This is a genomic window from Sporosarcina contaminans (assembly GCF_042679045.1).
In the GTDB taxonomy this organism is placed as follows: domain Bacteria; phylum Bacillota; class Bacilli; order Bacillales_A; family Planococcaceae; genus Sporosarcina; species Sporosarcina contaminans.
Map to the genome: position 1 here is coordinate 1 of NZ_JBHTLT010000045.1, position 24,956 is coordinate 24,956.

The 24,956-nt window shown below is 40.4% G+C and carries 26 protein-coding genes, 2 pseudogenes and 1 other annotated feature; of the genes and pseudogenes, 6 read left to right on the forward strand and 22 right to left on the reverse strand.

The features are described from left to right. Positions 1 to 121: 121 nt before the first annotated feature. From proS to ACFQ38_RS09680, 4 genes are all read right to left on the reverse strand, one after another. Positions 122 to 1,558, reverse strand: coding sequence for a proline--tRNA ligase (gene proS, locus ACFQ38_RS09665; protein WP_381480546.1), 1,437 nt, complete (start codon positions 1,556 to 1,558; stop codon positions 122 to 124). A 92-nt stretch (positions 1,559 to 1,650) separates the two neighbouring features. Continuing rightward, positions 1,651 to 1,867, reverse strand: a binding site (T-box leader). A gap of 58 nt (positions 1,868 to 1,925) precedes the next feature. Further along, positions 1,926 to 2,816, reverse strand: a complete 891-nt coding sequence (locus tag ACFQ38_RS09670; RefSeq protein WP_336823317.1) for a hypothetical protein — start codon at positions 2,814 to 2,816, stop codon at positions 1,926 to 1,928. After that, positions 2,779 to 3,114, reverse strand: coding sequence for a DUF2087 domain-containing protein (locus ACFQ38_RS09675; protein ID WP_381480548.1), 336 nt, complete (start codon positions 3,112 to 3,114; stop codon positions 2,779 to 2,781). Before ACFQ38_RS09675 ends, ACFQ38_RS09670 begins: the two co-directional genes overlap by 38 nt. A 14-nt stretch (positions 3,115 to 3,128) precedes the next feature. Further along, a complete protein-coding gene (locus ACFQ38_RS09680; RefSeq protein ID WP_381480549.1) occupies positions 3,129 to 3,608 on the reverse strand; it encodes a tetratricopeptide repeat protein in 480 nt (159 codons plus the stop codon). Between the two features lie 159 nt (positions 3,609 to 3,767). Between ACFQ38_RS09680 and ACFQ38_RS09685 the strand changes: the two genes are divergently transcribed. Beyond that, complete coding sequence (locus ACFQ38_RS09685) at positions 3,768 to 4,685, forward strand: class I SAM-dependent methyltransferase (RefSeq protein ID WP_381480550.1); 918 nt, start codon at positions 3,768 to 3,770, stop codon at positions 4,683 to 4,685. A 131-nt stretch (positions 4,686 to 4,816) separates the two neighbouring features. On the opposite strand, the gene ACFQ38_RS09690 is transcribed toward ACFQ38_RS09685, so the two are convergent. Genes ACFQ38_RS09690 through ACFQ38_RS09705 form a run of 4 tightly spaced genes read right to left on the reverse strand, consistent with a single transcriptional unit; the run spans position 4,817 to position 6,542 of the window. Further along, positions 4,817 to 5,191 (reverse strand): DUF402 domain-containing protein, encoded by a 375-nt coding sequence (locus ACFQ38_RS09690; protein WP_381480551.1) that lies wholly within the window; start codon positions 5,189 to 5,191, stop codon positions 4,817 to 4,819. Between the two features lie 13 nt (positions 5,192 to 5,204). Beyond that, positions 5,205 to 5,741: a Rossmann-fold NAD(P)-binding domain-containing protein gene (locus ACFQ38_RS09695; protein WP_336823312.1), complete on the reverse strand. Its 537-nt coding sequence runs from the start codon at positions 5,739 to 5,741 to the stop codon at positions 5,205 to 5,207. Beyond that, the gene (locus ACFQ38_RS09700; protein WP_381480552.1) at positions 5,734 to 6,291 is read right to left on the reverse strand and encodes an NUDIX hydrolase; all 558 of its coding nucleotides are present in this window, start codon (positions 6,289 to 6,291) and stop codon (positions 5,734 to 5,736) included. The genes ACFQ38_RS09695 and ACFQ38_RS09700 overlap by 8 nt, the downstream gene beginning before the upstream one ends. 41 nt (positions 6,292 to 6,332) lie before the next feature. Next, entirely contained in the window at positions 6,333 to 6,542 is a 210-nt protein-coding gene (locus tag ACFQ38_RS09705) for a hypothetical protein (protein WP_336823310.1), read from the reverse strand. A 199-nt stretch (positions 6,543 to 6,741) separates the two neighbouring features. Here ACFQ38_RS09705 and ACFQ38_RS09710 point away from each other — a divergent pair, with 199 nt between their 5' ends. Next, entirely contained in the window at positions 6,742 to 7,080 is a 339-nt protein-coding gene (locus ACFQ38_RS09710) for a zinc ribbon domain-containing protein YjdM (RefSeq protein WP_336823309.1), read from the forward strand. A gap of 84 nt (positions 7,081 to 7,164) precedes the next feature. Here ACFQ38_RS09710 and ACFQ38_RS09715 read toward each other — a convergent pair whose 3' ends face one another. The 3 genes from ACFQ38_RS09715 to ACFQ38_RS09725 form a co-directional block, all read right to left on the reverse strand. Then, entirely contained in the window at positions 7,165 to 8,913 is a 1,749-nt protein-coding gene (locus tag ACFQ38_RS09715; RefSeq protein ID WP_381480553.1) for a GMC family oxidoreductase, read from the reverse strand. A 15-nt stretch (positions 8,914 to 8,928) separates the two neighbouring features. Further along, on the reverse strand, positions 8,929 to 9,768 hold the full coding sequence (locus ACFQ38_RS09720; RefSeq protein WP_381480554.1) for a gluconate 2-dehydrogenase subunit 3 family protein: 840 nt from the start codon (positions 9,766 to 9,768) through the stop codon (positions 8,929 to 8,931). 574 nt (positions 9,769 to 10,342) lie between these two features. Continuing rightward, positions 10,343 to 12,019, reverse strand: coding sequence for a methyl-accepting chemotaxis protein (locus ACFQ38_RS09725; RefSeq protein ID WP_381480555.1), 1,677 nt, complete (start codon positions 12,017 to 12,019; stop codon positions 10,343 to 10,345). A 257-nt stretch (positions 12,020 to 12,276) separates the two neighbouring features. Here ACFQ38_RS09725 and ACFQ38_RS09730 point away from each other — a divergent pair, with 257 nt between their 5' ends. Next, complete coding sequence (locus ACFQ38_RS09730; RefSeq protein WP_381480556.1) at positions 12,277 to 13,572, forward strand: alpha/beta hydrolase family protein; 1,296 nt, start codon at positions 12,277 to 12,279, stop codon at positions 13,570 to 13,572. Between the two features lie 55 nt (positions 13,573 to 13,627). Here ACFQ38_RS09730 and ACFQ38_RS09735 read toward each other — a convergent pair whose 3' ends face one another. The 9 genes and pseudogenes from ACFQ38_RS09735 to ACFQ38_RS09775 all read right to left on the reverse strand — a co-directional run bounded on the left by ACFQ38_RS09735 (position 13,628) and on the right by ACFQ38_RS09775 (position 21,614). Continuing rightward, entirely contained in the window at positions 13,628 to 16,042 is a 2,415-nt protein-coding gene (locus ACFQ38_RS09735) for a heavy metal translocating P-type ATPase (RefSeq protein WP_381480557.1), read from the reverse strand. Between the two features lie 130 nt (positions 16,043 to 16,172). Beyond that, complete coding sequence (copZ, locus tag ACFQ38_RS09740) at positions 16,173 to 16,373, reverse strand: copper chaperone CopZ (RefSeq protein ID WP_336823302.1); 201 nt, start codon at positions 16,371 to 16,373, stop codon at positions 16,173 to 16,175. 76 nt (positions 16,374 to 16,449) lie between these two features. Next, a complete protein-coding gene (locus ACFQ38_RS09745) occupies positions 16,450 to 16,737 on the reverse strand; it encodes a metal-sensitive transcriptional regulator (RefSeq protein ID WP_381480558.1) in 288 nt (95 codons plus the stop codon). A gap of 103 nt (positions 16,738 to 16,840) precedes the next feature. Continuing rightward, positions 16,841 to 17,116: a glutaredoxin family protein gene (locus tag ACFQ38_RS09750; RefSeq protein WP_381480559.1), complete on the reverse strand. Its 276-nt coding sequence runs from the start codon at positions 17,114 to 17,116 to the stop codon at positions 16,841 to 16,843. 163 nt (positions 17,117 to 17,279) lie between these two features. Continuing rightward, a pseudogene (locus ACFQ38_RS09755) lies at positions 17,280 to 17,777 on the reverse strand (RNA-guided endonuclease InsQ/TnpB family protein); the annotation flags it as partial. Between the two features lie 37 nt (positions 17,778 to 17,814). After that, on the reverse strand, positions 17,815 to 18,495 hold the full coding sequence (locus ACFQ38_RS09760) for a hypothetical protein (RefSeq protein ID WP_336823298.1): 681 nt from the start codon (positions 18,493 to 18,495) through the stop codon (positions 17,815 to 17,817). A 153-nt stretch (positions 18,496 to 18,648) separates the two neighbouring features. Further along, complete coding sequence (locus ACFQ38_RS09765) at positions 18,649 to 20,013, reverse strand: MFS transporter (protein WP_381480560.1); 1,365 nt, start codon at positions 20,011 to 20,013, stop codon at positions 18,649 to 18,651. Positions 20,014 to 20,303: 290 nt separating this feature from the next. Beyond that, positions 20,304 to 21,257 carry a cation diffusion facilitator family transporter gene (locus tag ACFQ38_RS09770; protein WP_381480561.1) on the reverse strand — a complete coding sequence of 318 codons (954 nt, stop codon included), beginning with the start codon at positions 21,255 to 21,257 and terminating at the stop codon, positions 20,304 to 20,306. A gap of 21 nt (positions 21,258 to 21,278) precedes the next feature. Next, positions 21,279 to 21,614 (reverse strand): ArsR/SmtB family transcription factor, encoded by a 336-nt coding sequence (locus ACFQ38_RS09775; protein WP_336823295.1) that lies wholly within the window; start codon positions 21,612 to 21,614, stop codon positions 21,279 to 21,281. A gap of 246 nt (positions 21,615 to 21,860) precedes the next feature. Here ACFQ38_RS09775 and ACFQ38_RS09780 point away from each other — a divergent pair, with 246 nt between their 5' ends. Then, complete coding sequence (locus ACFQ38_RS09780) at positions 21,861 to 22,505, forward strand: nitrite/sulfite reductase domain-containing protein (protein WP_381480563.1); 645 nt, start codon at positions 21,861 to 21,863, stop codon at positions 22,503 to 22,505. 99 nt (positions 22,506 to 22,604) lie between these two features. Here ACFQ38_RS09780 and ACFQ38_RS09785 read toward each other — a convergent pair. Further along, positions 22,605 to 22,775: pseudogene (locus ACFQ38_RS09785) on the reverse strand (MFS transporter); the annotation flags it as partial. A 284-nt stretch (positions 22,776 to 23,059) separates the two neighbouring features. On the opposite strand from ACFQ38_RS09785, the gene ACFQ38_RS09790 reads away from it, so the two are divergent. Both ACFQ38_RS09790 and ACFQ38_RS09795 read left to right on the forward strand, forming a co-directional pair. Then, the gene (locus ACFQ38_RS09790; RefSeq protein ID WP_381480564.1) at positions 23,060 to 23,662 is read left to right on the forward strand and encodes a TetR/AcrR family transcriptional regulator; all 603 of its coding nucleotides are present in this window, start codon (positions 23,060 to 23,062) and stop codon (positions 23,660 to 23,662) included. A gap of 3 nt (positions 23,663 to 23,665) precedes the next feature. Next, entirely contained in the window at positions 23,666 to 24,460 is a 795-nt protein-coding gene (locus ACFQ38_RS09795; RefSeq protein WP_381480568.1) for an SDR family NAD(P)-dependent oxidoreductase, read from the forward strand. Between the two features lie 142 nt (positions 24,461 to 24,602). Here the strand turns inward: ACFQ38_RS09795 and ACFQ38_RS09800 are convergent, their stop codons facing one another. Continuing rightward, positions 24,603 to 24,953, reverse strand: a complete 351-nt coding sequence (locus ACFQ38_RS09800) for a YxeA family protein (protein WP_381480570.1) — start codon at positions 24,951 to 24,953, stop codon at positions 24,603 to 24,605. Positions 24,954 to 24,956: the final 3 nt, after the last annotated feature.

The following is a 24,956-nucleotide window of genomic DNA, read 5'->3' on the forward strand; positions in this document are numbered from 1 at the left end:
GCCTGGAACGGAAAGCGACGGTTGTCAGGGGTTCCCCATTTATTCTCCAACCAGAAAGGGACTATCACAGAAAATCAGTTTTCACTGACTTTCTGGACAGCCCCCAATTTCATCCAAAAAATCAATAAGCTCTCGCAAACCAGACGGTATGCTTTGCTTCTTTACCACAGCAAATGCATGTCGATTTTTCTGCAGGAGGATTGAATGGAATGTTGCGTGTTGTGAATTTCGTTTCCTCTTTCACTTTTTCCTCACAGGCATCATCTCCGCACCAGCCAGCCAAAATCCAACCAGGAATCTCACCTTTACTTGCAGAATTCTCGATATGCTTTGTTAACTCATCAAGCGTATCAATATGTGTATGAGAATGTTCTGCGCGGAATGCACGTGCTTTTTCAAGCAAGCGTGTTTGCATCGTTTGCAGTTCCTGCTCAATACGCGAAACAATTTCCGATAGATCTACCGCCATTTTTTCATCTTCGTCGCGGGCTTTCAAGAGCGCTTGACTGTTTTCAAGGTCACGTGGTCCCAATTCAACGCGAAGCGGCACACCTTTTAATTCCCACTCATTGAATTTAAAGCCAGGCGATTGATCGGAGTCATCCAAACGGACACGGATGCCTTTTGCCTTCAGTTCAGCGAAAACTTCATCCAACTTCTCCATAATTGCCGGATTCTTTTTCCACGGACCGACAGGGATTAACACAACTTGCGTCGGTGCAATCCGTGGAGGCAGTACGAGACCTTGCTCATCGCCGTGTACCATAATAACAGAACCAATCAATCGTGTTGAAGTACCCCAAGATGTCGTATGAACGAATTCATGGCGATTTTCTTTCGTCAAAAACTTAATATCGAATGCTTCCGCAAACTTTGTTCCTAAATAGTGAGATGTTCCCGCTTGAACGGCTTTTCCATCCTTCATCATCGCTTCGATTGAGTACGTATCGACCGCACCCGCAAAGCGCTCGGATGGTGTTTTTTGTCCATCGTAAACAGGAATCGCAAGCAAGTCTTCAACAACTTCCTTATAAATATTCAACATTTGCATCGTTTCTTCACGAGCTTCTTCCTCATCAGCATGCGCTGTATGCCCTTCCTGCCAAAGGAACTCAGAAGTACGAATGAACGGCAATGTCTTCTTCTCCCAACGGAATACGTTCGCCCATTGGTTGATCAACACAGGTAGGTCGCGGTAGCTTTTAATCCAGTCAGAATACAAATGCCCAATCATCGTTTCGGAAGTTGGACGCAACGCCAAACGCTCCTCCAACTTTTCACCCGCAGCTTCTGTCACCCATGGAAGCTCAGGAGAAAATCCTTCGATATGGTCTTTCTCCTTTTGGAAGAACGACTCAGGAATTAACATCGGGAAATATGCATTGCGATGGCCAGTTTCTTTAAAGCGGCGATCCATTTCATCTTGAATATGCTCCCAAATTTCAAACCCGTCCGGTTTAAACGCAATACACCCTCGAACTGGCGTATAATCCATTAAATCCGCTTTCTGAATCGTGTCGATATACCATTTTGAAAAATCATTTTGCTGATTGCTCATCAGACTTCCTCCTCTACATTGTCTCCATATAATCCGCGATTCGCCAAAGGTTCAATTGATTTCAAAATGCAAAAAAGCGCAAAGCTGTCCCCAATAAGGACGTCTTTGCGCTGTGTAGACGTGGTACCACCTTCATTCGGCTCCTCGAATAGAAAAGCCCTCGAACGTTCAATAACGGAAACGAACCGGTCATGTTTGCATGACATCTCCGTGGTAGGGTTCGACGAAAAGCGGTGATATAGCTCTCAGCACCTCGCTATATTCTCTGTCTCACAATTTCCATCTACTTGGCCACATCGTGGATTGTATATTGCTTATAATATAGCAGAGTTTCATGAATCATACAAACCCAAGATTTTTGGGCGAATCAACCCACTGATGAAGACCTCACTTCGTCATTTCCAAATCTTCGAGACACATATGAATACCATGTTTCCTTAATATCGTAAAAAAGTGATTTACAAATATGAATTGAATACGGACAGGTTGAATCAACCTCTTTTTCAATAAAGTGAATTCCGTGTTCCTTAGCATACTGCAGCTGTTTTCGAAGCATTATGTCCAATACATCCATTTGATCATTGTCCTCTACACCGACCCACCCAAGTTCATAGCTTCTTTCCGAAAGCCCGTACATTAAGCTAAAGCCTACCACCTTTTCACCCGTTATTGCGACATAACTACACTCCTGTAGTAACCCATCGATTATGAATTGTTTCCATTTCTCAATCGGCAATTCTGCCATAGGATTACCTGTATGGGTTTCCGCATATTTTTGCTTAGAAAGTAAAACGAGGCTGGCTAAAAGCTTTGGATGATCTATGATGTCAGCAATCGGGTAGATGGATTCATTTTCTATACTTGAAAAATAATCTGCTATAAAATGAACAATGTCCGTCTGACGTACTAATTGAAAACCGCTTCCACTTAACACATCCATTAAACTTGCAAACCGATTGTCTATTAAAAAGAAGAGCGGTTTCTGAAAAGCATTTTTTAAGTACTCGACAATCCTTTCAAGTCCTTCAGTATCTTCTTCGTACGCAATCCTTATATAAACACAAAAAGGATGGATAGAAGAAGAATGCGCAGATACAAATGCTTTCACATCGCCGCTATTCCAAAAAAGAAATGTGCCTTCATTTTGCTTGTTTGCAACACTCCTATACAAATCCCATTTCAAATCGGCGTGTTGTGCAAAAACTCGATTCACAAACGGTTCATATTGTTCCTTTTTCGGACTCGTAATGATTTGCATACTGCTCACCCTCAACCCAATATTCCACCCCATCGTCGCTCCGATTCATAAACCCATAATCAATCAAAAATCGCCGGATCGTTGCGAAATCGGGATAAATTTGTTTTAATAACTCGTTTACCTCTTTCTCCATATAGATTTTGCCCATTTCAAACCGTTTTGCAATTTCTTCAGCAATTATATATTTTCTCTTTTCTTTGCTCGGAAACGTATCGAGCGGCCCGTCGACACCGAAGCGAAAATAGTTTTTCAAAACCTTTTCCCGTTCATTATCGGTTATTTGAAATTTTTCATCCATTTGGTTTCCCCCACTTACCAAGTCGTATTTAAGTTATTAGCATAAAACCCGATTGCTTTTTTATACGCTACAACATGAGGATCACTTGATGTCTCCGCAATGCATATTAATAATACTTCCATCGCTCTTTCATATTCGCCTACATTGTATAATGTCATCGCGTAAAATGTTTTGAGCGCATTGTTTTCAGGAAACTGTTCTATCCCTCTCTCCAATACTTCTTTCGATTGCGCATACTTGCCTAATGCGCGATAGGAGCTCCCAAGACCAATAAGCGCACCTATTGCATCTTGTTCTTCCAGTCCTATCTGCAATGCTCTCTCATAATAAGGAATTGCCGCAGATTCCTTTCCTAAAGCATCGAAACTCCACGCTGTTTGATAGTTCAACAGCGCATCACCCGGCGTCTCTTCAACAAGAGATGTTAATAGTTCATTGGATTTTACAAGTTCTCCTTCATTTCGAAGTTGAATTGCCTCATACAATCTGCTCATTGACAGTCCCCTTTCCTATGAAATCAATTCACAAAAACAGCCCTATGAACTTGACAAAAAAATTTACATATGCTATAATTTACAGTTACCGTTTTCTGTTATATAATAAGATTCTCCTGGCCAGGGGGATCTTATTTTTGTTCTACGGGAGGAGCATATATGAAGAAGAATGAATCAAGTTTAACTTCCTTAATCGCAGCATTCGCCCGAGCATATCACAGTAAATTTGACACACCTAAAATTTTTGATGATTTCATTGCAAAAGATTTAATTACCGAAAAAGAATTCGCGAATATTCGCGAAAACATGATCCAAGGTATTCAATTCTTCAATAAAGATATTACGAAGAAATATCAGGATCATCCGGATGAAATTATAAAATGGGTAACCCAAGTTCAGCTATCGCCCACTCCTCTGTCACGTGCAGCCTATTGCGAAAATGTATTGCTCAATGAAATCTCTTTAGGTGCAAAACAGTATGTTATTTTAGGAGCGGGGTTAGATACCTTTTGTTTTCGACATCCAAAATTAGAACAAAGTATAGAAATATTTGAAGTAGATTATTTAGCTACACAAGAATTTAAAAAGCAAAGACTGTCATATGCCGAATACCCAATTCCCAAACATCTTCATTTTGTTTCTATGGATTTTACGAAAGATTTTACTGTTCAACCTCTTGTTGAAGCAGGTTTTAAGCCGAACAAAAAAACATTCTACAGTTTTTTAGGTGTCTCCTATTATTTAACAAAAGAAGAAAATTCAAACTTGGTAAATCAATTGTTTACAGAAGTTCCATCAGGGAGTTCAATCGTTTTTGATTATGCAGATGACAACCTTTTTAAAGAAAAAGGTAGATCTAATCGAGTTCAAAATATGGTTCAAATGGCTTCAGCTAGTGGCGAGCCAATGAAATCCTGCTTTACCTATAATGAAATAGAGAAAATGTTAGAAAATGCAGGTTTACTCATTTACGAATATTTGTCGCCTGATACCATTAACAATGAATTTTTCCAAGAGAGATCCGATTACTTGTCCGCATTCGAAACGATTCATTATATCCACGCGGTCAAAAAATAATATGGCACCTCTCAATCCGTCATAGATTGAGAGGTTTTTCATAAATATTTAGATCTCCCAACGCGCATAAGCATTTTCCCTATCCATTCAGCTCTTGAAAATGCTTCTGCGTCAAATTCGCAAGATCCAATTCATTCTCCACTATTTTCGGTAGGCAGTACGATCAAATCAAGGAACATGTCATCCATCCAAGGCCCATTCGTTTCGCAATAGCCATTTTCACTGCATATATCGATGTACCATTGTACGATTTCATTGTCTCCATTAAAAACTGTCGTCACTGAATAGCGCTTTCCGGTAGGAAAATGCTGCATCCAGCTAAATCCTTCGTCTGCTATGCATACCGACTTCCCCTCATACGTCTTATGTAAAGGTGCTGACACTGTATGCATCCGAAAAAGCGTAACATATCCTTCAAATTCAGGGCTTACAATATACCGCTCCACATAGCTCCTTTTCAAAATCCGTTTCCAATCATATCGGCTGCCGTATTTTCTCTTTAACATTCCGTTCTCCTTCCTACTTCGGCCTAGCGCTATAAGGTTGCAATTGTCCGATGATTTGCGATTTTCCTCCGTGAACAATTTGATCGATGACACCGCCTGAAATTTCATCATGCGTCAGCCATCTGGCCGTATCTCCCTCTAAAATAAAACCCAAATACACTTCTTCATAAAGGCAATTTGTAGAGACTTGAATCTCTTCATCCTCAAAATACCTCCTACTACCTTTCACATGGACAAGTCGGAAGGAATTAGCTTCTTTATTAAGTTGGCATACTTGCTCTAACGCATTGGTATTCGGCATCCAGTTGACAATTATCTGAAATGGCCCCCGCGCATTAATGGCCTCCTTCACTTTTGTGAAAAGCAGATCGGTATTGTAATCAGCTTGAATCGGAAAAATCGACTCTGGCGGACATCCGTTTTTAAGTAATTGTAACTTTGCATAATTTCTTCCGACAACTGAAACAGCAAATCCTTCTTTCGCCAAAAAGCGGCTCACTCCCGCCAACATGCCAGAGCCGCCGATGACAAGTGCATGCTTTTTACTCATCATTTCTCTCCTTTCTACTCAAATAATCCTTCGCCATATAATAAGCACTCACTGTAAAAAACTGCGTAATCTCTTTCTCTTGAATCAATTCTGGTATACGGCTAAAAGGAAAAAGTCGAACTTCCAATCTCTCTGTCTCATCCAATTCTTGTTCATACCGTTTTTTTGCATTATTGATTAAAAACATAGCCACTTTATTTGTTTGTGTAGCCGGATTTACCATAAATTCGCCTAATGGAATCGGCGGTTCATCAGATAAATATCCGGTCTCTTCTCTAACCTCCCGAATGATGGCATCTTCATATGTTTCCCCTTCTTCTATCTTGCCAGCAGGCACTTCAATGTAAAAATCATTACCCGGATGGCGATACTGCTCGACAAGAACAATCTGTCCATCTTCCGTCATCACAACCGCATTTACCCAATCCGCATACTCATTGACATAGTAATTTTGAATGATTGTTCCGTCTTCCATTTGGCAAGTATCATTTCTCAAATTTCCAAATGGCGTTTTAAAATGATATTTCGAATCAAGCACTTTCCATTTCATATAAAGTCTCCTTTACAATATCTTTTATGGTACATGCATCATTAGAGAGCTCGCTTCTGTTTTCGCCGATAAACAAATTGCCATACACGAAAAGATATCCAACCAAGCAGCGGAAATAAATTCGCCATATACAAGTGCTGTCTATTCGCGAAAATCAAAAAGAACACTCCCGCCAAAAAAGTCGGTACCATAATTGCAACCCACATTCGGACTTCCTTATTTTTAAAGCTAAGCTCAAAACGATCATCCATACGACCTTCCCCCCTTTATCGAAGGACGCCAAATATTTCACTGATTTCTATCACTTCCGAATTTTAAAACTACCTATATCATACAACATTCCGAACAGATTGCATGCATCGATTCATCATTCGAAGCATATGGACGACTTGGCATAATCCGTATATCTGCTATAGTAAATGTATTATAGTTGGATGGAGGAAACAATTTATGATGAATTTACCAAACTGTCCCGAATGCAATTCAGAATATACATATGAAGATGGCAATCTTTTTGTTTGCCCGGAATGTGCACATGAATGGATGATTGGTGCAGAGACTGAGGAATCAGAGGAGAAAGTCGTCAAAGATGCAAATGGCAATGTACTAACTGACGGTGATACAGTTTCTGTCATTAAGGATTTGAAAATAAAAGGTAGTTCATCTATCGTCAAAATGGGAACAAAAGTGAAAAATATCCGTCTCGTCGAGGGTGATCATGATATTGATTGTAAAATCGAAGGATTCGGCGCTATGCAACTGAAATCGGAGTTTGTAAAAAAGATCTAGGCATTTAAATTAAAAAGGGAAACCAAAATAACGGTTTCCCTTTTTTCGATATTATACTACTTTCATGGCGTTATCACTAGTCGCTTATACTACGCTGCTTTCCTTTTTCGCTTGGACCAATTGCCCGCCACCAGCTTTTAAATATTTCTCAATGCCTTCTGCTGCTCGGTAGCCCAATGCTCCAATTGTGGCTGTCGGATGATGCCCGCCAAATTGTGGGAAAGCGGATCCGCCGACAACGAAAATATTTTCAGCATCCCACATTTGCAAGTAGTTATTTACAGCGGAAGTTGCTGGATCAGACCCCATGATAACTCCTCCTGCATAATGCCCACCATCGTATATATGATCGAATTCATGCGGCACTTCGTCCTCATCGATTATGTCAGCACCCATCTTCTCCATGATTTCACGACATTTCTCAATTCCGAACTTGGCAATATTTCGATCTTGATCTGTGTATTTGTTCGTTACACGCAAAAGTGGATCGCCGAAATCGTCTTTGTAGGTCGGATCTAAGTCAAGGTAGTTATGCCACCAAGACATAATATTCGGAGTATACCAAACAACGAGATTCCGATAAGCGTAATGAATGGAATTCTTCTTGAACTCCGCACCCCATTTTGGCGTTCCTTTAGGTACGTGGTTGCTCGAAATGGCCGCCTCTCCGTACTGCCTCATTTCAATTCCTCCACCGCCAATGAAGTCCAAGTCCTTATGGTCAAAGTTATCAGCTGCAAAGTCGCTCAGCGTTCCGCCTAACGCTCCGGCGCCAGCATAATAATTAAATTTCCGATCTTCAAAATACCCTCTTGCGCCAAGGAATGTAATATCGAATTGACCATTAAAATTTCTTCCAATGACACCTGTCCTCGTTTTTGGGTCATATTGCTTGCCAATTCCCGATAGCATCAATAACCGATTGTTGGTAAACGTAAATGCTGCCAATACGACTACATCTGCAGGCTGCTCGTACTCCTGGCCTGTCAATGTATCGACATACATTACACCTGTTGCTTTTCCACCTTTATATAATACACGGCGGACGTATGCCCCGACTCTCGCTTCAAAGTTCCCAGTCTTCATCGCTGTCGGTAGAACTGTCACTAATGGATCGGACTTAGCGCCGAAATCACATCCGTATTGCGTGCAATAAGAGCAGTACATACATCCATTCATTTGCTCGCCGTCAGGATTCGTGTAGGCTTGAGACAAATTGCCGGATGCGACTTGAAATGGATGATACCCTAATTCTTTTGCCGCTTTTTTGAATAGCTTAATCGGTGGAGATTCTAACATCGGCGGATTAGGATAATCACTAGAACGCGGAGCTCCTAACGGGTCAGGTTCACCCGAAATACCAGCCGTTTTTTCCCACTTATCATAGTACTTTTCCATTTCATCATATGTGATGCCCCAGTCTTGAATGGTCATGCCTTCCGGGATTTTCTCTTTACCATACCGATCGATCGTCATGCTGCGAATTTCAAAATCATATGGACGCCAACGGTATGTCGACCCAGCCCAGTGTACACTGCCACCGCCTAAGTCCGTACCCACCATCATTTCTTGACGGGTCCGAACAGGCAGTGCCACTTCGTCAATATTATTACGTGAAGTAATCGTTTCAGAAGAAAGATTCTGCATCATTTCGTATCGGTTCGTGTAGCGCAGCTCGTCTTTTACTCCTATGTAATCCTCGCGCACTTGGTTTTTCCCGCGTTCCAATCCAACCACCTTATAGCCCGCTTTCGAAAGTTCAGCTGCCACTACACCACCGGCCCAACCAGTTCCAACAATTACTACATCTACTTTATCTAATTTAATTGCCACGCCCAATGACCTCCTTTAATGACCTTGATAATCTCGCAAGCTTTTTTGTTCCAATGGAATGAACTCCTCCGGCTCGATTTGCGCCATATAACTCGCTCGCGGTCCAGGGTATTCTTTCATTTTCCAGCCCATCATATCTTTGTTTCCTCCATAAACCGGATCAGCGTAAGCACCTTCAAGTGTTGTTTGACGAAGCAAATTGAAAAAGTTTTGTGAACCGACACCTTTCAGCTCGACTTTGCCCTCATCAAACATCCGCATTACTTCGTCTTGCTGTTCAGGACTTGCCTCGACAAAACTCGTTCCAAATTCTCTCTGTGCTACGTTGTCCATTTCCCGAAGCCCTAAGATGAAGATTTCTCCTCGGTTCATTCTTGTCTGGTATCGAGGAGTTGGAGTAGGGTTTTGCACTTCTGCATTCGGCCCTTGTCTATCCTGATTGTCCGTATTATTATGTCTGCCTGCGTCTTCCATACTTAGAAGAAATGGCCCTTTCATATATTCTTTCGCATTCATACCCCATTCACTGTTCAATTGTTTATCAATGAAAAAAGGGACACCAAGCTCGATTGCACCTGGACCTAAATCATCGCTCGGCAATATTCGCTCAGTAGCGGCCGATAGTATGTCAAAATCTTCTACACGTGTGAAGAACACGCGTGCATCTTGCAAATAGCCACTATCCTGTTTGCCGGCCTGCTTGACATTTTCAGGATTTTTTTGAAGTTGATTCGTCAGTAAACTACCGAATAATCCTCCACCAACTACACCGCCTGCAACAAGTCCAGTATTTTTTATAAACGTTCGGCGGCTCATTCCTTTTTTCTCGTTCACATCCGTTGGTTGATCAGCCATTTTGCACTCCTCCTTCTTTACTAACCGCTTACCTTCCATGTTTACCCTCTATATATTGATTTATTCACTATTTTTTGTTTCTTTACAATAAAAATCGTCGTTTAATAGGGAAGCGAGTCGAAAACCGCGATGGGGGTAGGCGAAGTGAGTGAAAAATTTGAAGCTGTCTTGACATTGATTAGAGTGCAACATTGCATGCGGATGTAAAGAATCGCTAACATTATGCTGAATGCCTATGTGATGTCGACACTTTGATATGTATCAATATCTTCTTCCTTGCGAATGCAGCTCTAAAGCCCGTTACCGATGAATTTTCAAATCTCATTGGTAGACGAAAAAGCCGATCCCCGCTCGTTCATGTATTATGGATGAGTAATTCCATTAAAAAACCAGCCCGGATATGACATTACGGGCTGGCATCACTAAAATAGTTATTTAATTTGATTTGATTTGCGTTTTATCCCCCTGACTTTATTGCTGGTGGACAGCGGCTGTATCATTCGAAAGACCGGCATGAAGGGCCGTTTTATATTGCTCATTCAGTTGATGGCAGCTAGCTCGTTTTGCTTTTTGATTACAATTTAAATTGCAAGACGTGGCGATTAAGCTCCTCGGCATATTTTGCAAGCTCCTCTGAACTATTTGCGACTTCTTCCATCGAACTATTCGTCTGTTGGGCTGATGCGGATGTTTGTTCAACGCCTGCAGATGTTTCCTCTGTGATAGCTGCAATTTCCTCCACAGATCTGCGCATTTCCCGACTTCGTGATACCATTTCCGACAAATTACTTGAAATCGTCGTAATATGAGCAGTCACTTCTGTCACTGCGTCATTAATATCGTTAAACGTTTGACTCGTTTGGGTAATTTGCTCCGTTCCTTTTTGTACTTCTTCATATCCATCCAATAAAGCAGCTGCTACAGAACTGGATTCAGCTTGAATGTCATTTACGATTTTTGTAATATCCGTTACAGAGTGAGAAACCTGTTCGGCTAAGTTTCTTACTTCCTCCGCTACTACCGCAAACCCTTTGCCGTGTTCGCCAGCTCTGGCCGCTTCTATAGCTGCATTCAAAGCTAATAAATTTGTTTGATCGGCAATCGCTTTTATTACGACTACTAATTTAGATATTTCCTGTGATTGGGTGTCCAAGCCCGTAATTCTATCTACAGAAGATTGTACAATTTTATCGATTCTAACCATTTGTTCATTGGATAGATTCATTAAACGACGTCCTTCTGTCGTCATACTCAATACTTTTGAAGAACCGTTTTTAATATGCTCTCCTTTACTGTCTGCCTCTTCTACTTTTTGGACAAACAGATCCATCATGTCAGATAGATGACTTGCTTGTGTAGCTTGCGATTCCGCACCTCCCGCCAAATCAGACATCGTCATCGCAACTTGGGCAGATGCGGCTTTCACTTCTGTCGCAGATTGTGTCAACTCTTCACTTTGGGCTGTTACAGAACCAGAAATGCCATTAATCGTATTTAATAAGTTGCGGGTATTGTCTCTCATTTCATTCGCTGCACGGACAAGCTGACCTACTTCATCCTTAGCATGTGTTTTCATGTTTTCGCCGCTTAAGTCGCCTTTTGCAATTTCCAACATGCGATTCATTACCATTTTAATTGGTTTTGTAATTTGATCGGCTGTAAAAAGTGCCGCAGCGATACTTATAAGGATTAAAAGGGCAGTAACCACACTTACAATTTTAAGTGTCAGTTCACCGCTAGCCAGAATCTCCTCTTCCGCAGCATTAATATTTTCTTCAAAATCTGCAGCCAATTTTTCATAGCCTGACATAATCTCACGAACCATTGGCGTTGACTGCTCTAAGTTTCTGAGCGCTTCCTCTTGATTGCCCTTATCATACTCAGCAAATACATCTTCTGAAATGAGTGTCCTCCAAGCAACAGTTTTACTGATCAGCTGATCAAACTCCTCTGTTTCCTGTATCGCCCGTATCACTTCTTCATTTTGCATTCCATTTTTACTGAACTCATTGAATCGATCCTTATAATCTCCTCCATACAAAATATATCCTCTTGCCGCCGCAATACGGTTAGCCATAGACAATGCCAGTTGCTCATGTGCAATTAATAAAGGCAGCTCTTTCTCTACTATATTCTTTGCTTCATTGTTACTTTTCACCATTACTGAAATATTATAAGCGCCGTATATAAGCACTAATATAATCACCAACGCGAAAGCAAGTAGTAGCTTTCTTTTAATGCTTTTGAACATATTCTACATCTCTCCTATCATTTTTGAATAGCGAACACGTAACACGGTAATTTATATCGACCGAAAGGACCATATATAAAATAATTAATTATTCATGGTTATATCCATCTTTATAATCATTTTAATAATGGAATTGTTATAATGGGTATTTGTTGAACACTGTTCACAGTAGAGGTTGTTTTTCTTGAACATCGAATTTCTTTATACTACTCCTCTATTTTGTTATACTTTAAATAGAACAAACTGGAGGGAGATTTATGAAAAAAGCCATTCTATTTTTTTGCTTATTAGCAAGCATAATTTTTATAGTTGCAGGATGTAGCAAAAAGGATGTTGATTCGAAAACTGATCAGAAAGGATTAGATGCATTGGAAGCAATTGAAGGCGTTTGGAACGGCACGATCAATATACCGAATCAGCCGCTACCAATCATTTTAAAATTCACGGAGGACAAAGGAATGCTCAGCATTCCTGTACAAGGATTAGACAACTTTCCACTATCCAACGTGGACTTAGAGGATGCGGATTTAAAATTTGGTGCAACGATTCAAGGACAGCGCATCACTTTTGACGGCAAAGTAGAGAATGATAAAATTTCGGGAACCTTTACTCAAATGGGGCAATCTTTTCCTTTTGAATTAGTGAGGGGAAGTGTGGAAGAAACCCCTGATTCAGGGGATGCTGTCGAAGTACAACTCGAAGATGGCATGATGTCAGGTCTTTTAGAAATGCCTAAAGGCGATGGTCCGTTTCCACTAATGGTAATTATTGCAGGATCCGGTCCGACAGATCGCAACGGGAACTCTCCTTTGATTCCCGGTAAAAACAATAGCTTGAAAATGCTTGCTGAACAGTTGGCGGATAACGGCATTGCAAGTATCCGATATGATAAGCGAATGATTGGCGAGAATGCTAAGTTAGGCGGAAAAGAAGAGGATTTACGATTTGATGATTATATCGAGGATGCAGCTGCATGGGTGAACTTTGCTAAAGCAGACGATCGTTTTTCGAAGGTCGGAATTATCGGTCATAGCGAAGGTTCTTTAATTGGAATGGTGGCAGCTGAAAAAACGGATGCAGATATGTTCATTTCCATTGCAGGACCGGGAAGGCCAATTAATGAAGTGTTATTGGAGCAACTTGAACAACAGCTCCCTGTAAACTTATTGAAAGAGTCGGATGATATATTAATACAATTGAAGCAAGGCGAGCAAGTAAAAACGGTCAGCACCGAATTGCAAAGTATATTCCGCCCTTCTGTCCAGCCGTATTTAATTTCGTGGTTGAAATATGATCCAGCGAAAGAAATCCAAAAAATTAAGGCACCTGTTCTTATTATTAATGGAACGAGGGACGTGCAAGTACCTGCCACTGATGCTGAACGTCTTCACAACGCCAAAGAGGACTCGGTACTAGCCATTATACAAAACATGAATCATGTATTGAAAGAAGCCCCCGAAGATCGAGAAGGAAATATGGCAACGTATATGAACCCAGATCTTCCATTAGCCGAAGGACTGATGGATGAGATTTTGAGCTTTTTGAAAAAATAAAACCAATAAAAGAGTGAGCCTTCCAACAGATTCAGAGGAAGGCTCACTTTTACTTTTAATGCAATTTTACTCGTTGAAGCCTAAGGGCATTCAGTACGACCGAGACTGAGCTAAACGCCATTGCAGCACCCGCAACCCATGGAGCCAATAATCCGAATGCAGCAACCGGAATACCAATCGTGTTGTAGAAAAACGCGAAAAACAAGTTTTGCTTAATATTGCGCATCGTTTTTCTGCTCATAATGAAAGCGTCGGCAACACTATTTAAATCGCCACGCATTAATGTAATGTCAGCCGCTTCAATTGCAATATCCGTTCCAGTTCCGATCGCCATTCCAATATCTGCAACAGCGAGTGCTGGAGCGTCGTTAATGCCGTCCCCAACCATTGCGACTTTCTTTCCTTGCGCTTGCAATTTCTTAATTTGATCGCTTTTCTGATCTGGAAGAACTTCTGCAATAATATGCGTCAAGCCGACTTGGCGCCCGATTGCTTCCGCAGTTTTCTGATTGTCTCCCGTCAACATGATGACGTCAAGACCAAGCTCCTGCAATCGTTGAATCGCCTCTTTGGACGTTTCTTTCACGGTATCTGCAACGGCTACGACACCCGCAAGCTTCCCATCGATTGCGATGAGCATCGCCGTTTTTCCTTCGTTCTCCATTTTCTCCATTGTTGCTTCGATATTATCAAGTGCAATGTCCCGGCTTCGCATTAGTTTCCGGGTACCGGCAAGCACATGCTTACCAGCAACTTCCGATTCAATACCGTATCCAGGAAGTGCTTTAAACGTATCCACTTCAACCAATTCAACGCCTTTTTCTTTGACACCTGTAACAATTGCCTGTGCCAATGGATGCTCTGATTGATTCTCAGCAGACGCGACCAATTGCAAAACTTCCGCATCCACAAAGCCCTCAGCAACGATTGTATCTGTCAATGCGGGTTGACCTTTTGTAACTGTTCCCGTCTTATCCAACACGACCGTGTCAATGGAACGAGTATTTTCAAGGTGCTCGCCGCCTTTAAAGAGTAAGCCCATCTCAGCCGCTCTACCTGAACCCGCCATGATTGATGTCGGCGTCGCTAAACCGAGCGCACACGGACATGCGATGACAAGAATCGAGATAGTCGGGATGAGTGAAGATCTGAAATCGCCAGGCGTGACGACAAAATACCAGATGAAAAACGTCAAAATCGCAATTCCGACAACAATTGGTACGAAAATACCCGAAATTTTATCCGCCAACCGTTGGATTTCCGCTTTGGAGCCTTGTGCTTCCTCAACGACTTTCACAATTTGTGATAATGCGCTATCTTTTCCGACTTTCGTCGCTTTAATTTGCAAAGATCCATTTTTATTGATGGTCGCGCCAATGACTGAGTTTCCGGGAACTTTATCGACAGGAATACTTTCTCCCGTAATCATCGATTCGTCGATCGCCGATTGTCCTGAAATAATTTCTCCATCAACTGGAATTTTTTCTCCCGGCTTCACAAGAATAATATCTCCTGCCACCACTTCTTCGATTGGCACTTCTTGTTCGATGCCATCTTTTAAGACACGAGCTGTTTTCGCTTGTAAGCCCAATAGTTTTTGAATGGCTTGGCTCGTTTTCCCTTTTGCTCTCACTTCGAACAATTTACCAAGTACGATGAGCGTAATAATGACCGCAGATGCTTCAAAATACAATTCTGGTTCTCCGACGCTCCCCGCATTCATCCATTCAAACGTTAAATAGAGACTGTAGAAATAAGCTGCACTTGTACCTAATGCCACTAAAACATCCATATTAGCGCTTTTATTTCTCAATGCTGTAAAGGCACCTTTGTAAAACTGTGCCCCTACGATGAACTGGACAGGCGTTGCAAAAGCGAGCTGCACCCAAGGATTCATGAGAAATTCCGGTAAGTAGAGGAACGATAGAAACTCAAAATGCGCTACCATTGTCCATAATAATGGAAGTGTCAAAATCGCCGATAAAATGAATTTCCGGTATTGCTTTTTAATCTCTTGCTCTTTATGATCCAACTTTTCCTTGCCATCGCTTTTGGGAATCAATTCATAACCCATTTTCTTCACATTGGCGATCATTTCGTTCGGACTCGTTTGCCCGCCATCATAATCGACAGTGAGCGTTTCAAGAGCGAAATTGACCGTTGCTTTTGAAACACCATCCATTTTATTAATGCGCTTTTCGATTTTCGTAGCACACGCCGCACACGTCATGCCAGAAATATCAAACTCTGCTTTATCTTGAATAACGCCATACCCCAACTTCTCGATTCGAGCGGTAAAGTCATCGACATTCGTTTTTTCAGGGTCGTAAACAATCGTCGAGTTCTCCAAAGCGAAGTTAACATTCGCCTTTTCAACGCCCTCAATTTTAGATAACCCTTTTTCTATACGGTTTGCACATGCCGCACATGTCATCCCGTTTATCTTAAGTGTTTTTTCTATAGTTGCCATTTATATCCCTCCAATACTATGCAGGGGTATATTTTTTTGAAAAAAGAAGGATTATACAGGTAACGTATAATCACTTCTACATTCGCTTTATACCCCTACATGGTGTAAGCGAAAGCGTATTTACTCCTAATTAAGCAACTTCGTAGCCTTGATCTTCAATTGTTTCTTTGATTTGTTTTAAGGTCGTTTCGTTATCAAATTCAACTGTTACTTCATTATTCGCAAGATCTACTTTTACTGATGAAACACCTTTCAGTTCACCGACACTTGACTCGATTGAATTAACGCAATGACCGCAAGACATGCCTTCAACTTTTAAAACTTCTTTCATGATGTAAAACCTCCTGTTTTGTTGTTAGTTACAATATAATATACCCCATACCAGTATGTCAAGTGGATAGAAGCAATTATTTTGTCATTGTTCTCATGACACTCATAAGCTCCTGTATGGCCGCCTCGCCATCTTGTCCTTTAATGGCATTGACGACACAATGGTGTGTATGGTCTTCCAATAAAGCTAATGAAACCTTGTTCATTGCTGATTGAATCGCACTTATCTGATGTAGGATATCTACACAATAGCGATCGTTTTCAATCATTTGATGAACGCCCCTCACTTGCCCTTCAATTCGTTTCAACCGGTTTAACAGCTGTTGCTTATTCGGCTGGACAGTTTTCTTTGTTGCTTCTGCCATATTATCACTCCTCAGAGTTTTGTATACCCCTTACCCCTATAGTAACATCTATAGCAAGGAAGAGCAATTATAATGTTTCGACTGACAGGAAGAAGCAAACATTCTAGACCGCCAACAGCTTTTTTATTTCCTCTTCGTTCCGCTCAAATCCTATTATTACTTTCGGTTTGCCTCCAAAACCTAAAAACGTTTTTTTCTTAAATACGAAAGCTGGCACGACCCGAGAGCCACTTACTTTAATAAGCTCTTTCTCTTTTTCCGGTTCTATCGATAAATCATAACCGACATACGGAATATTTTGTTCGGCAAGAAATGCTTTTGCTTCTTGGCAATCCGAGCAGGTCGGCCGTGTATAAAGTTCAAATTGAACATTCTTCATAAGTCGCCACCGTTGCCAAAACCTTATAAAACACTATAAAGCCTGTTTGATTCTTGCTTCATCCTGTCCGATTTTGCCGAAGCTACTTTCGTTTGGTCTAACAGTCCACAAGCGTTAATTCGGGTACAACGGACCCTACACATTAACAGTGTCTTGTTGGTGACTAAACTGTTAATCCTTCGTAGCTTGCCAAATTTAACGATGCATTTCTATCCCGATCCAACTTCAATCCACATTCACATGAAAACACACGATCAGCCAGTTTCAGGTCCTTTTTAATCGTTCCACATGATGAACACTTTTTGGAAGACGGGTAAAAACGATCCGCTTTAGTGAAGCCAATTCCATATTTTTCGCACTTATATTCCATTTGGCGAATGAACTCATGGAATTTTTGGTCTCCAATTGCTTTTGAAAGATGGCGATTTTTCAACATGCCACTCACATTCAAGTCCTCCACCACAACTTTGCTTGGTTTGGTTTTCACGATAGCGTTCGTTGCCTGGTGGATATGATTGTTTCGGATATTCGATAATCGCCTGTGTAGGTGTTGTATCTGCTTTTCAAGTTTTATAATGTTGCTCGTTTTGACGAAACGGTCTCCCTCCTTATTCATTTCGTATTTGCGCGATACGCTTCGTTGCAACCTACGCAAGCGTTTACCCTCCCTTATTATGAGGACACATATTTAAAACAATTCATTTTACCTCAAGAACATATGAGTACAGAGAAACTTTGCCATTGAATTGAAATTCTGCCCAAAGTTTGTACTTGCCTGCTTCCGTCAAGACCGTATCAAATTGCGTTTGATCAGCTGAAACCGGATGGACATGGATAAATTTTTCGGCATTTTCATCTAAAATGACGACGTGCCCTAATGCACCTAAGTACCGTTCAGGCTTTTCGCCTTTTGTATCAAATTGCAATGAAATGTCTTGGCCTGCTTCAAATGTATTTTCGTTTAATTCAACAGTATGACCGTCAACAGTTTGTAATAGATCTTTACCGACAGACAAGTTATTTGAAGCTTGACTATGATGGCTGTGCCCTACATGTAGCTTAATTGGTGAAATAGCATAGGGCAGATTTTCGGGTGTAATATCTACGAATACTTTGTATTCATTATCCGCCAGCTCCTTTTCCAACGTATAAATGCCAGCATCTATTTTTTCAGGATGAACATGATAAAACTCTTGTAAATCTGCACTTACGATAATGAGATGCATCTCTTTTTCGTGAGAGGTCCCTAATTCAGGCGCATTGCCATTCTTGTCTTTCAATTCGATTGTAATCACACCATCTTTATATGTGACATTGACTGTCACTTCACTTTCTCCTTGAACATTGTGGTGATGGTGATGTTCAGCATGATGATCCATCAAAATTTCCTCCTTTTTTTATCTACTTATATACTTCTCCTCTAACATTATTTAATACTATATAGGGGTATATAGTTTACAAAAATATATACCCTTCATTTCTCCCCGTCAATCATTCGAAGTGGAATTGCACAACATCAATAAGTTTATAACTCATAACGTTTTCTCTTGTTTTGCTGAGCGTACAAGTAGAAGCGCTAATATCGCACCTGCAAAAGCCACCATACCAGACCAGAAAAATGCTTGGTGGAAGCCCTCGTTCAAAGCAACGATCGAGTCACCTGCGGTACTGGAGGACGTTGTTGCAGCTGCAATGACAACCATAATGGCTAGGCTAATCGCCGCACCGACCTGGGAGGTAGTATTGTAGATGCCCGATACCAACCCTGATTCTTCCGGCTTGGCACCTTCTATCGCCGCCTTTTGAGCCGGGATATAGGCTAGTCCTCTACCAATAGAGCCCAGTACTAAAGCAAGTAGGAGGTTAGCCAAATAAGTTCCATTCACAGGCGTGTCGAAGGCAAGCAAGAGCATGGAACCTCCAAGTGCAAGAAACCCAACAAATAGAACGACTTTTAATCCAAATTTCTCAACCAATTTTCCAGCTATAAAAATCATTGTAATCGCTATAATTATCGGTACCGGAATTAAGGCCATACCCGCTTTTAAAGGAGAGTATTTCAATACCTGCTGCAAGTACAACATAATGAAATAATTGAATGGCATCCACATTCCATTCAGCAAAACAAGCGCAATATTCCCCGCGGCCAAGTTGGGAATTTTAAAAGTGCGTAACGGCAAAAGCGGCTCGCTTTTCTTTGCTTGAATAAAAATAAATAAAATGAATAACAAGATCCCAATAATCAATGTCCATATAGTGGCAGGTGAACTCCAGCCATGTTGTTCCGCAGTTACGATGCCGTATACGAGCAGGACGATAGAAGCCGTAACGGAAATAGCACCGGTATAATCGATGCTGCCAGTTCTACGTACGCTTTTCTTCAGAAGCCCTGGAGTCAAGAGTAAGATCAGAATGCCGATGGGTACGTAAATCAGAAACGTCCATCGCCAGCCCAGCCACTCCGTAATAATGCCTCCGAGGAATACGCCGGCAAATCCTCCTGCCGCACCGGAAAGCCCCCAGAACGCAAGCGCCTTATTCATTTCCTTCGGGTTTGCGGCAAACAGTGTCATTACAATAGACATTGCCGCTGGTGTAATTAGTGCGGAACCAGCACCCTGAAAGGCACGTGCGACGTTTAGCACCGAATCATTCCAAGCGAATCCTGCAAGTAAGGATGCCAAGGTTAAGATTGAATACCCCCACATAAATATGCGCCGTTGGCCGAACAAATCGCTAAACTTGCCTCCCAATAGCAAAAGTCCTCCAAAAAAATAATATAGGCGTTCACCACCCATTGTAAACTTACCTGCGTATAGCCAAGCCCTTCTTTGATTGCCGGCAGGGCAACTTGCATGATCGTTCCATCCATCGTAGTCATGGTAAACGCGGTGCACAATAAAGCAAGTGCTTTCCAACGGTTTGGGTCTAGTAGCGAAATTGTCTGCGTTGGGGTAGACATATTGATAAAACCTCCTATACTGTTCAATTGAATAATGCCCCAAACACTCCCATTTATACGACACGGGGGTATTAATGCTGTGAAAAATATACCCGCTAATCCATTTGTAAAGTGGAATAGTAGGTTGACCACATCATATTATACCCCCGTACCGTATGTAAAGCATTTTGTCTCATCTTCAAAAAATAGTGACCGGAGCATGGCTGCCGCCGGTCACGAACTGTCTTAATGATGGTGATGATGATGTCCTCCTGACACTTCAGGCTTCATTTGACATAAAATTGAATCGTCATGCTGATGGGCAGACGTTTCCAATTGAATCGTCACATGATGAATGTTTTCATGCAATAAATCATGCTCAATGCTCCGAAGCAATTGCTCACTTTGCCCGATTGTCATTTGTTCATCCACAACAACGTGGCAAGATAATGCGTTCAGTCCGCTCGTAATAGACCAGACATGCAAATCATGAACGCTGTGCACTCCTTCTGCATTCCGGATTGTATTAATTATATCGTTCATTTTGACATTTTGAGGCACGCCTTCCATCAATACATGCAAACCGGATTTCAATACAAAATAACCGCTTCGCAAAACAAGCACGGCAACGATGACACTTGCCAATGGATCAGCCCAGCCCCAGCCGAAAAACATCATGAGCAACGCCGCTGCAATCGCTCCAATTGAACCCAACATATCGCTCATAACATGCAAATAAGCACCTTTCATGTTCAGGTTCTCATCCACATCACCGCCGCGCATCATAATCCAAGCCACTAAAATATTGACTGCTAATCCGATGCTACTGACGATCAACATTCCAGTTGTCGCAACTTCAGGCGGATTTGCAAAGCGTTGAATTGCTTCGTAGAAAATGAATAAAGCAATGACAATTAATGTTACACCGTTTAATACAGCAGCTAAAATTTCGAAGCGTCTATAGCCGAAAGTCTTGCTTTTACTGGCTACTTTTTCTCCTAACTTAAATGCAATTAACGCAATTGCTAAAGAAATCGAATCGCTTAACATATGACCTGCGTCTGCCAACAGCGCAAGGCTGTTCGTCAAAAACCCGCCGATCGCTTCAACAACCATATATGCTGTAATGATCAAGAACGAAATGAGTAATACTTTCTTATTCGCTCCGTGTGTATGATCATGCCCGTGATCATGTCCCATTTGACTGCCTCCTCCATATAATTAATTATGCGTCGCGTGTTCAATAGCCTGTCTCAATAAATTCATAACGTGATGATCATCTTCCGAATAATAAATCGTCGTTCCTTCTCTTCTAAACTTCACCAATCGTAAATTTTTCAAAAAGCGCAATTGGTGAGAGACAGATGATTGACTCAAGTTTAATGTTTCAGCAATATCATTAACTGAATGCTCCTCTTTGCATAACAAGTTTAAAATTTTTATTCTCGTTGGATCACTTAATGCCTTAAATGTTTGAGATACAACAAAAAGCGTTTCTTCATCTAAAAGTTGCTTGTTCTCCTCCAAAACTTGATCTACGCGATTCTCTTCACTCATTTTCGTCCCTCCCTTTATTGATTATATGAACATGTGCTCATATATTATAATCCCCATTCCCTTTTGTCAATTAAAAAATGTAGTACCCCCCTATTTTTTATACCCACTAATTTCACATATTAACAATCATTTATATTGAACGAACTCTCACTTTAGATAATAATTCATTTGTTTACATACCCTACACAGGTATAGTAAAATAACTTTACTTTTGAAAGCTTTTTTGATGAAAGGTGTGTTGATTGCGTGCAAACCTGTAAAAAGATAAAAATTGCCGTTAATGGTGGGATTTCGTTCGGGGCAAAGCTCAATGCCAGGCAACTATCGGTCATTGCTGACTTTTTAGGTGATCAGGAATTGGAATTGACGACATTCCAGCAGCTATATATTGAAGTAATGGAAAGCGATGTAGAATTTGTTATAAAAAAATTTAAGGAGGTCGGTCTTTTCTGTTATCCTGTTGGAAATTATGTAAAAAGCTTACGCCATTGCAATTTTTGCAAAGGTGCGGAGGAAGAAGGAATGCCTGTTGCTATTGAGCTAAATAAACGGATTGCTGGAAGACCCGTTCCCTTCACGCTCCGTCCAGCCTATACCGGCTGCCCGATCGGCTGTGGGGAACCACTTATCAATGACATCGGCGTCATTAAATCCAGGAATGGTTATGATTTGTATATCGACGGGAATCCGAAAGGGGCTTACGCGAAAACAGGCACCCTCTTCCTCGAACAAGCGCAGCCCGAGGAACTATACAAAGCTGTCGACAAAGTGATTGACTTCTATGCGGAAAACGGAAAGAAGCGGGAACCGTTTTACAAATTTGTAAATCGATTTGGTGTAGAAACATTAAAAGAATTGGTGCATGAACAAACGAATGCGACACTATCCTGAAAAAATAAATACAAAAATATACACAGGCGAAGGAATGTATAGATTCTTTCACCTGTGTATTTTTGTAGGATTTTTTAATTAAGTTCTTAAAATAAATGATTACAACGTCACATGCTTCGGCTTTTTCCAGAACAACGCTACTGCAGTGCCTAACAACAGGACGATAGCCGCGAAGTAATATGGGTAGTTCAAGTTGATGTCGAATAGTATTCCTCCAATAATGGGGCCAAATATGTTGACGATACTTGTAAACGTCGAGTTCATGCCACCATGCACCGAGACGGATGGATTATTTTTTTCTTTTGAATGATTATAGCGCCTTTATATTTAATACTTGTAAATATCCGCGCCCATTCCTACACATAGTTGCAGAATTCCTCTATACCGAAAATTTATCATTTGTAGGCCTGCATATGGTTGGCCATTTCAATAGGAATTTGCTTTTGCACGAAGCGATGAAGCACCAACTTTATTTCTTGCATAATCAACAAAAATATAATAATATGACTGTGGGTCAAAAATGACTAAGGGTCAAAACGAGGTGGGTTTTAATAATGTCAGAAAGAATGGAAAAAATATTTCATGATAGAAATATAACAATCCTAAATAATGCAGAAACGTTATTTAGATTAAATGGTTTCGATAAAGTAACTATGAACGACATAGCGAAAGAATCAGATGTCGCTAAAGGCACTTTGTATTTGCATTTTAAATCTAAAGAAGAATTACTTTTTAATATTTTGAAACCTAAATTGGAGGAATTTAATCATAAAGTAGAACTAATAGACAAAAATGAAAGTCTAACAAGAGATAAAATAATTAAAATAATAACTTATGGATTTGATAGTGACTTTTTTGACTTTTCCAAGGATCATTTTCTTTATATGCATAAGTTATTTAATGTGCAATATCACAATGAATTAAGTTCATGTATCGATAAACTCATAAAGAATTTTTCCAAAATAATACAAGAGGGCAAAGAAAAAAACGATATAAATTCCTCTTTGCCAAATAACTATTTATCACATCAATTGATGCACATTTTTGACCCTCAAATTTATTTTAGTTTAGTTGAAATTGAAAAAAACACAAAAGAAAATTTTGTTCGCAATACGATTAATTTTTATTTAAATGTATTAGGTATAGAAGGAGAGTAATATATGGATTTACAATTAAAAAATAAAAAAGCACTAATTACTGGGTCAACTAAAGGGATAGGAAAGGCAATTGCTTTCGAACTTGCAAAAGAGGGTGCAGATGTTTTAGTCAACGGTAGAAACAATGAAGAAGTTGAAATGATTGTTAATGACATAAAGAAAAAGTATCCAGAAACTAATCCTCAAAATGCTTTTGGTAATCTATTGAACAGAGATGAAATGGAAAACATATACAATAACCATCCTAATGTAGACATTCTTGTGAATAATTTAGGGGTATACGAAATGATGACTTATGAAGAAGTCAATGATGAAGTTTGGAAGAAATATTTCGATACAAATTTTCTTGTTGCTGATAAACTGTCTAGATTTTATTTAAATAAAATGCTGAGTGGAAATTTTGGTAGAATTATTTTTATCGCTAGTGAAGAAGCTGTCATGCCTTCAAGAAATATGCCCCAGTATGCTGTGACTAAATCAATGATTTTATCTTTATCTAAATCATTATCATTTTTAACCAAGGGCAAAGAAGTAACAATTAATACCATTATGCCTGGACCAACATTGTCTGAGAATGTCGAAGAGATACTCAAAGACATATATAGTAATTCTAGTAAGTCTTTCGAAGAAATTGAAAAGGACTTCGTCTTGTCTAATTTACCTGATTCGCAAATTGAAAGGTTTATTCGTCCTTTTGAGATAGGGAGAATGGTGGCATTTGTGAGCAGCCCATATTCAGGTGCTCTGAAAGGTACAGCAGTTCGAATGGACGGTGGTTTGATACCTACTATTTATTAAAATAATAATAAAAGCCCAATATAAAATAAATATGAGGCTGGGACAAAACCCTCCTCTGAGATGAAAAAGCCGGTGAAATTTACGACGAGTAAAATTTCACCGGCTTTAATTTTTNCTAGTTATGTCCCAGCCTCTTTTACTTTTAAAACTTCACCTTTTCCGGAATGTCTGATGGCTGCACTTCATCATAGGAAGTAACTTCATCTCCCTTTTTCAAATACAATTTCAAAAATGCCCCTTCTCTCAACTCTTTCGCTGCGGAAAATTCCACTTCGATTGGCTCGCCATTTTCTTTATAGGCAGTACCCGTATAGAAATACCTTTTCATAATCTCACCTGAGTCCAACTTTGTTTCTTCAACAGAGTTTTCAGCCGGAATTTGGTAATAAGCATTGTCTTTTCCCATTCGATTGAAATCTATCGTTGCCAAAGCAACTATTGCTCCAATGAGCAAAACTGCTAATACCCCTATCGCAATTAACCCTTTCTTCATCGA

Coding starts and splice junctions, on each gene's coding strand:
- ACFQ38_RS09750 (WP_381480559.1), bottom strand. CDS start 17,116: ATGAAGAATGTTCAATTTGAACTTTATACACGGCCGACCTGCTCGGAT.
- proS (WP_381480546.1), bottom strand. CDS start 1,558: ATGAGCAATCAGCAAAATGATTTTTCAAAATGGTATATCGACACGATT.
- ACFQ38_RS09790 (WP_381480564.1), top strand. CDS start 23,060: ATGTCAGAAAGAATGGAAAAAATATTTCATGATAGAAATATAACAATC.
- ACFQ38_RS09730 (WP_381480556.1), top strand. CDS start 12,277: ATGAAAAAAGCCATTCTATTTTTTTGCTTATTAGCAAGCATAATTTTT.
- ACFQ38_RS09795 (WP_381480568.1), top strand. CDS start 23,666: ATGGATTTACAATTAAAAAATAAAAAAGCACTAATTACTGGGTCAACT.
- ACFQ38_RS09690 (WP_381480551.1), bottom strand. CDS start 5,191: ATGTTAAAGAGAAAATACGGCAGCCGATATGATTGGAAACGGATTTTG.
- ACFQ38_RS09725 (WP_381480555.1), bottom strand. CDS start 12,019: ATGTTCAAAAGCATTAAAAGAAAGCTACTACTTGCTTTCGCGTTGGTG.
- ACFQ38_RS09710 (WP_336823309.1), top strand. CDS start 6,742: ATGATGAATTTACCAAACTGTCCCGAATGCAATTCAGAATATACATAT.
- ACFQ38_RS09670 (WP_336823317.1), bottom strand. CDS start 2,816: ATGCAAATCATTACGAGTCCGAAAAAGGAACAATATGAACCGTTTGTG.
- ACFQ38_RS09760 (WP_336823298.1), bottom strand. CDS start 18,495: ATGGATCATCATGCTGAACATCACCATCACCACAATGTTCAAGGAGAA.
- ACFQ38_RS09745 (WP_381480558.1), bottom strand. CDS start 16,737: ATGGCAGAAGCAACAAAGAAAACTGTCCAGCCGAATAAGCAACAGCTG.
- ACFQ38_RS09800 (WP_381480570.1), bottom strand. CDS start 24,953: ATGAAGAAAGGGTTAATTGCGATAGGGGTATTAGCAGTTTTGCTCATT.
- ACFQ38_RS09720 (WP_381480554.1), bottom strand. CDS start 9,768: ATGGCTGATCAACCAACGGATGTGAACGAGAAAAAAGGAATGAGCCGC.
- ACFQ38_RS09775 (WP_336823295.1), bottom strand. CDS start 21,614: ATGAGTGAAGAGAATCGCGTAGATCAAGTTTTGGAGGAGAACAAGCAA.
- ACFQ38_RS09675 (WP_381480548.1), bottom strand. CDS start 3,114: ATGGATGAAAAATTTCAAATAACCGATAATGAACGGGAAAAGGTTTTG.
- ACFQ38_RS09695 (WP_336823312.1), bottom strand. CDS start 5,741: ATGAGTAAAAAGCATGCACTTGTCATCGGCGGCTCTGGCATGTTGGCG.
- copZ (WP_336823302.1), bottom strand. CDS start 16,373: ATGAAAGAAGTTTTAAAAGTTGAAGGCATGTCTTGCGGTCATTGCGTT.
- ACFQ38_RS09770 (WP_381480561.1), bottom strand. CDS start 21,257: ATGGGACATGATCACGGGCATGATCATACACACGGAGCGAATAAGAAA.
- ACFQ38_RS09700 (WP_381480552.1), bottom strand. CDS start 6,291: ATGAAATGGAAAGTGCTTGATTCGAAATATCATTTTAAAACGCCATTT.
- ACFQ38_RS09685 (WP_381480550.1), top strand. CDS start 3,768: ATGAAGAAGAATGAATCAAGTTTAACTTCCTTAATCGCAGCATTCGCC.
- ACFQ38_RS09705 (WP_336823310.1), bottom strand. CDS start 6,542: ATGGATGATCGTTTTGAGCTTAGCTTTAAAAATAAGGAAGTCCGAATG.
- ACFQ38_RS09735 (WP_381480557.1), bottom strand. CDS start 16,042: ATGGCAACTATAGAAAAAACACTTAAGATAAACGGGATGACATGTGCG.
- ACFQ38_RS09680 (WP_381480549.1), bottom strand. CDS start 3,608: ATGAGCAGATTGTATGAGGCAATTCAACTTCGAAATGAAGGAGAACTT.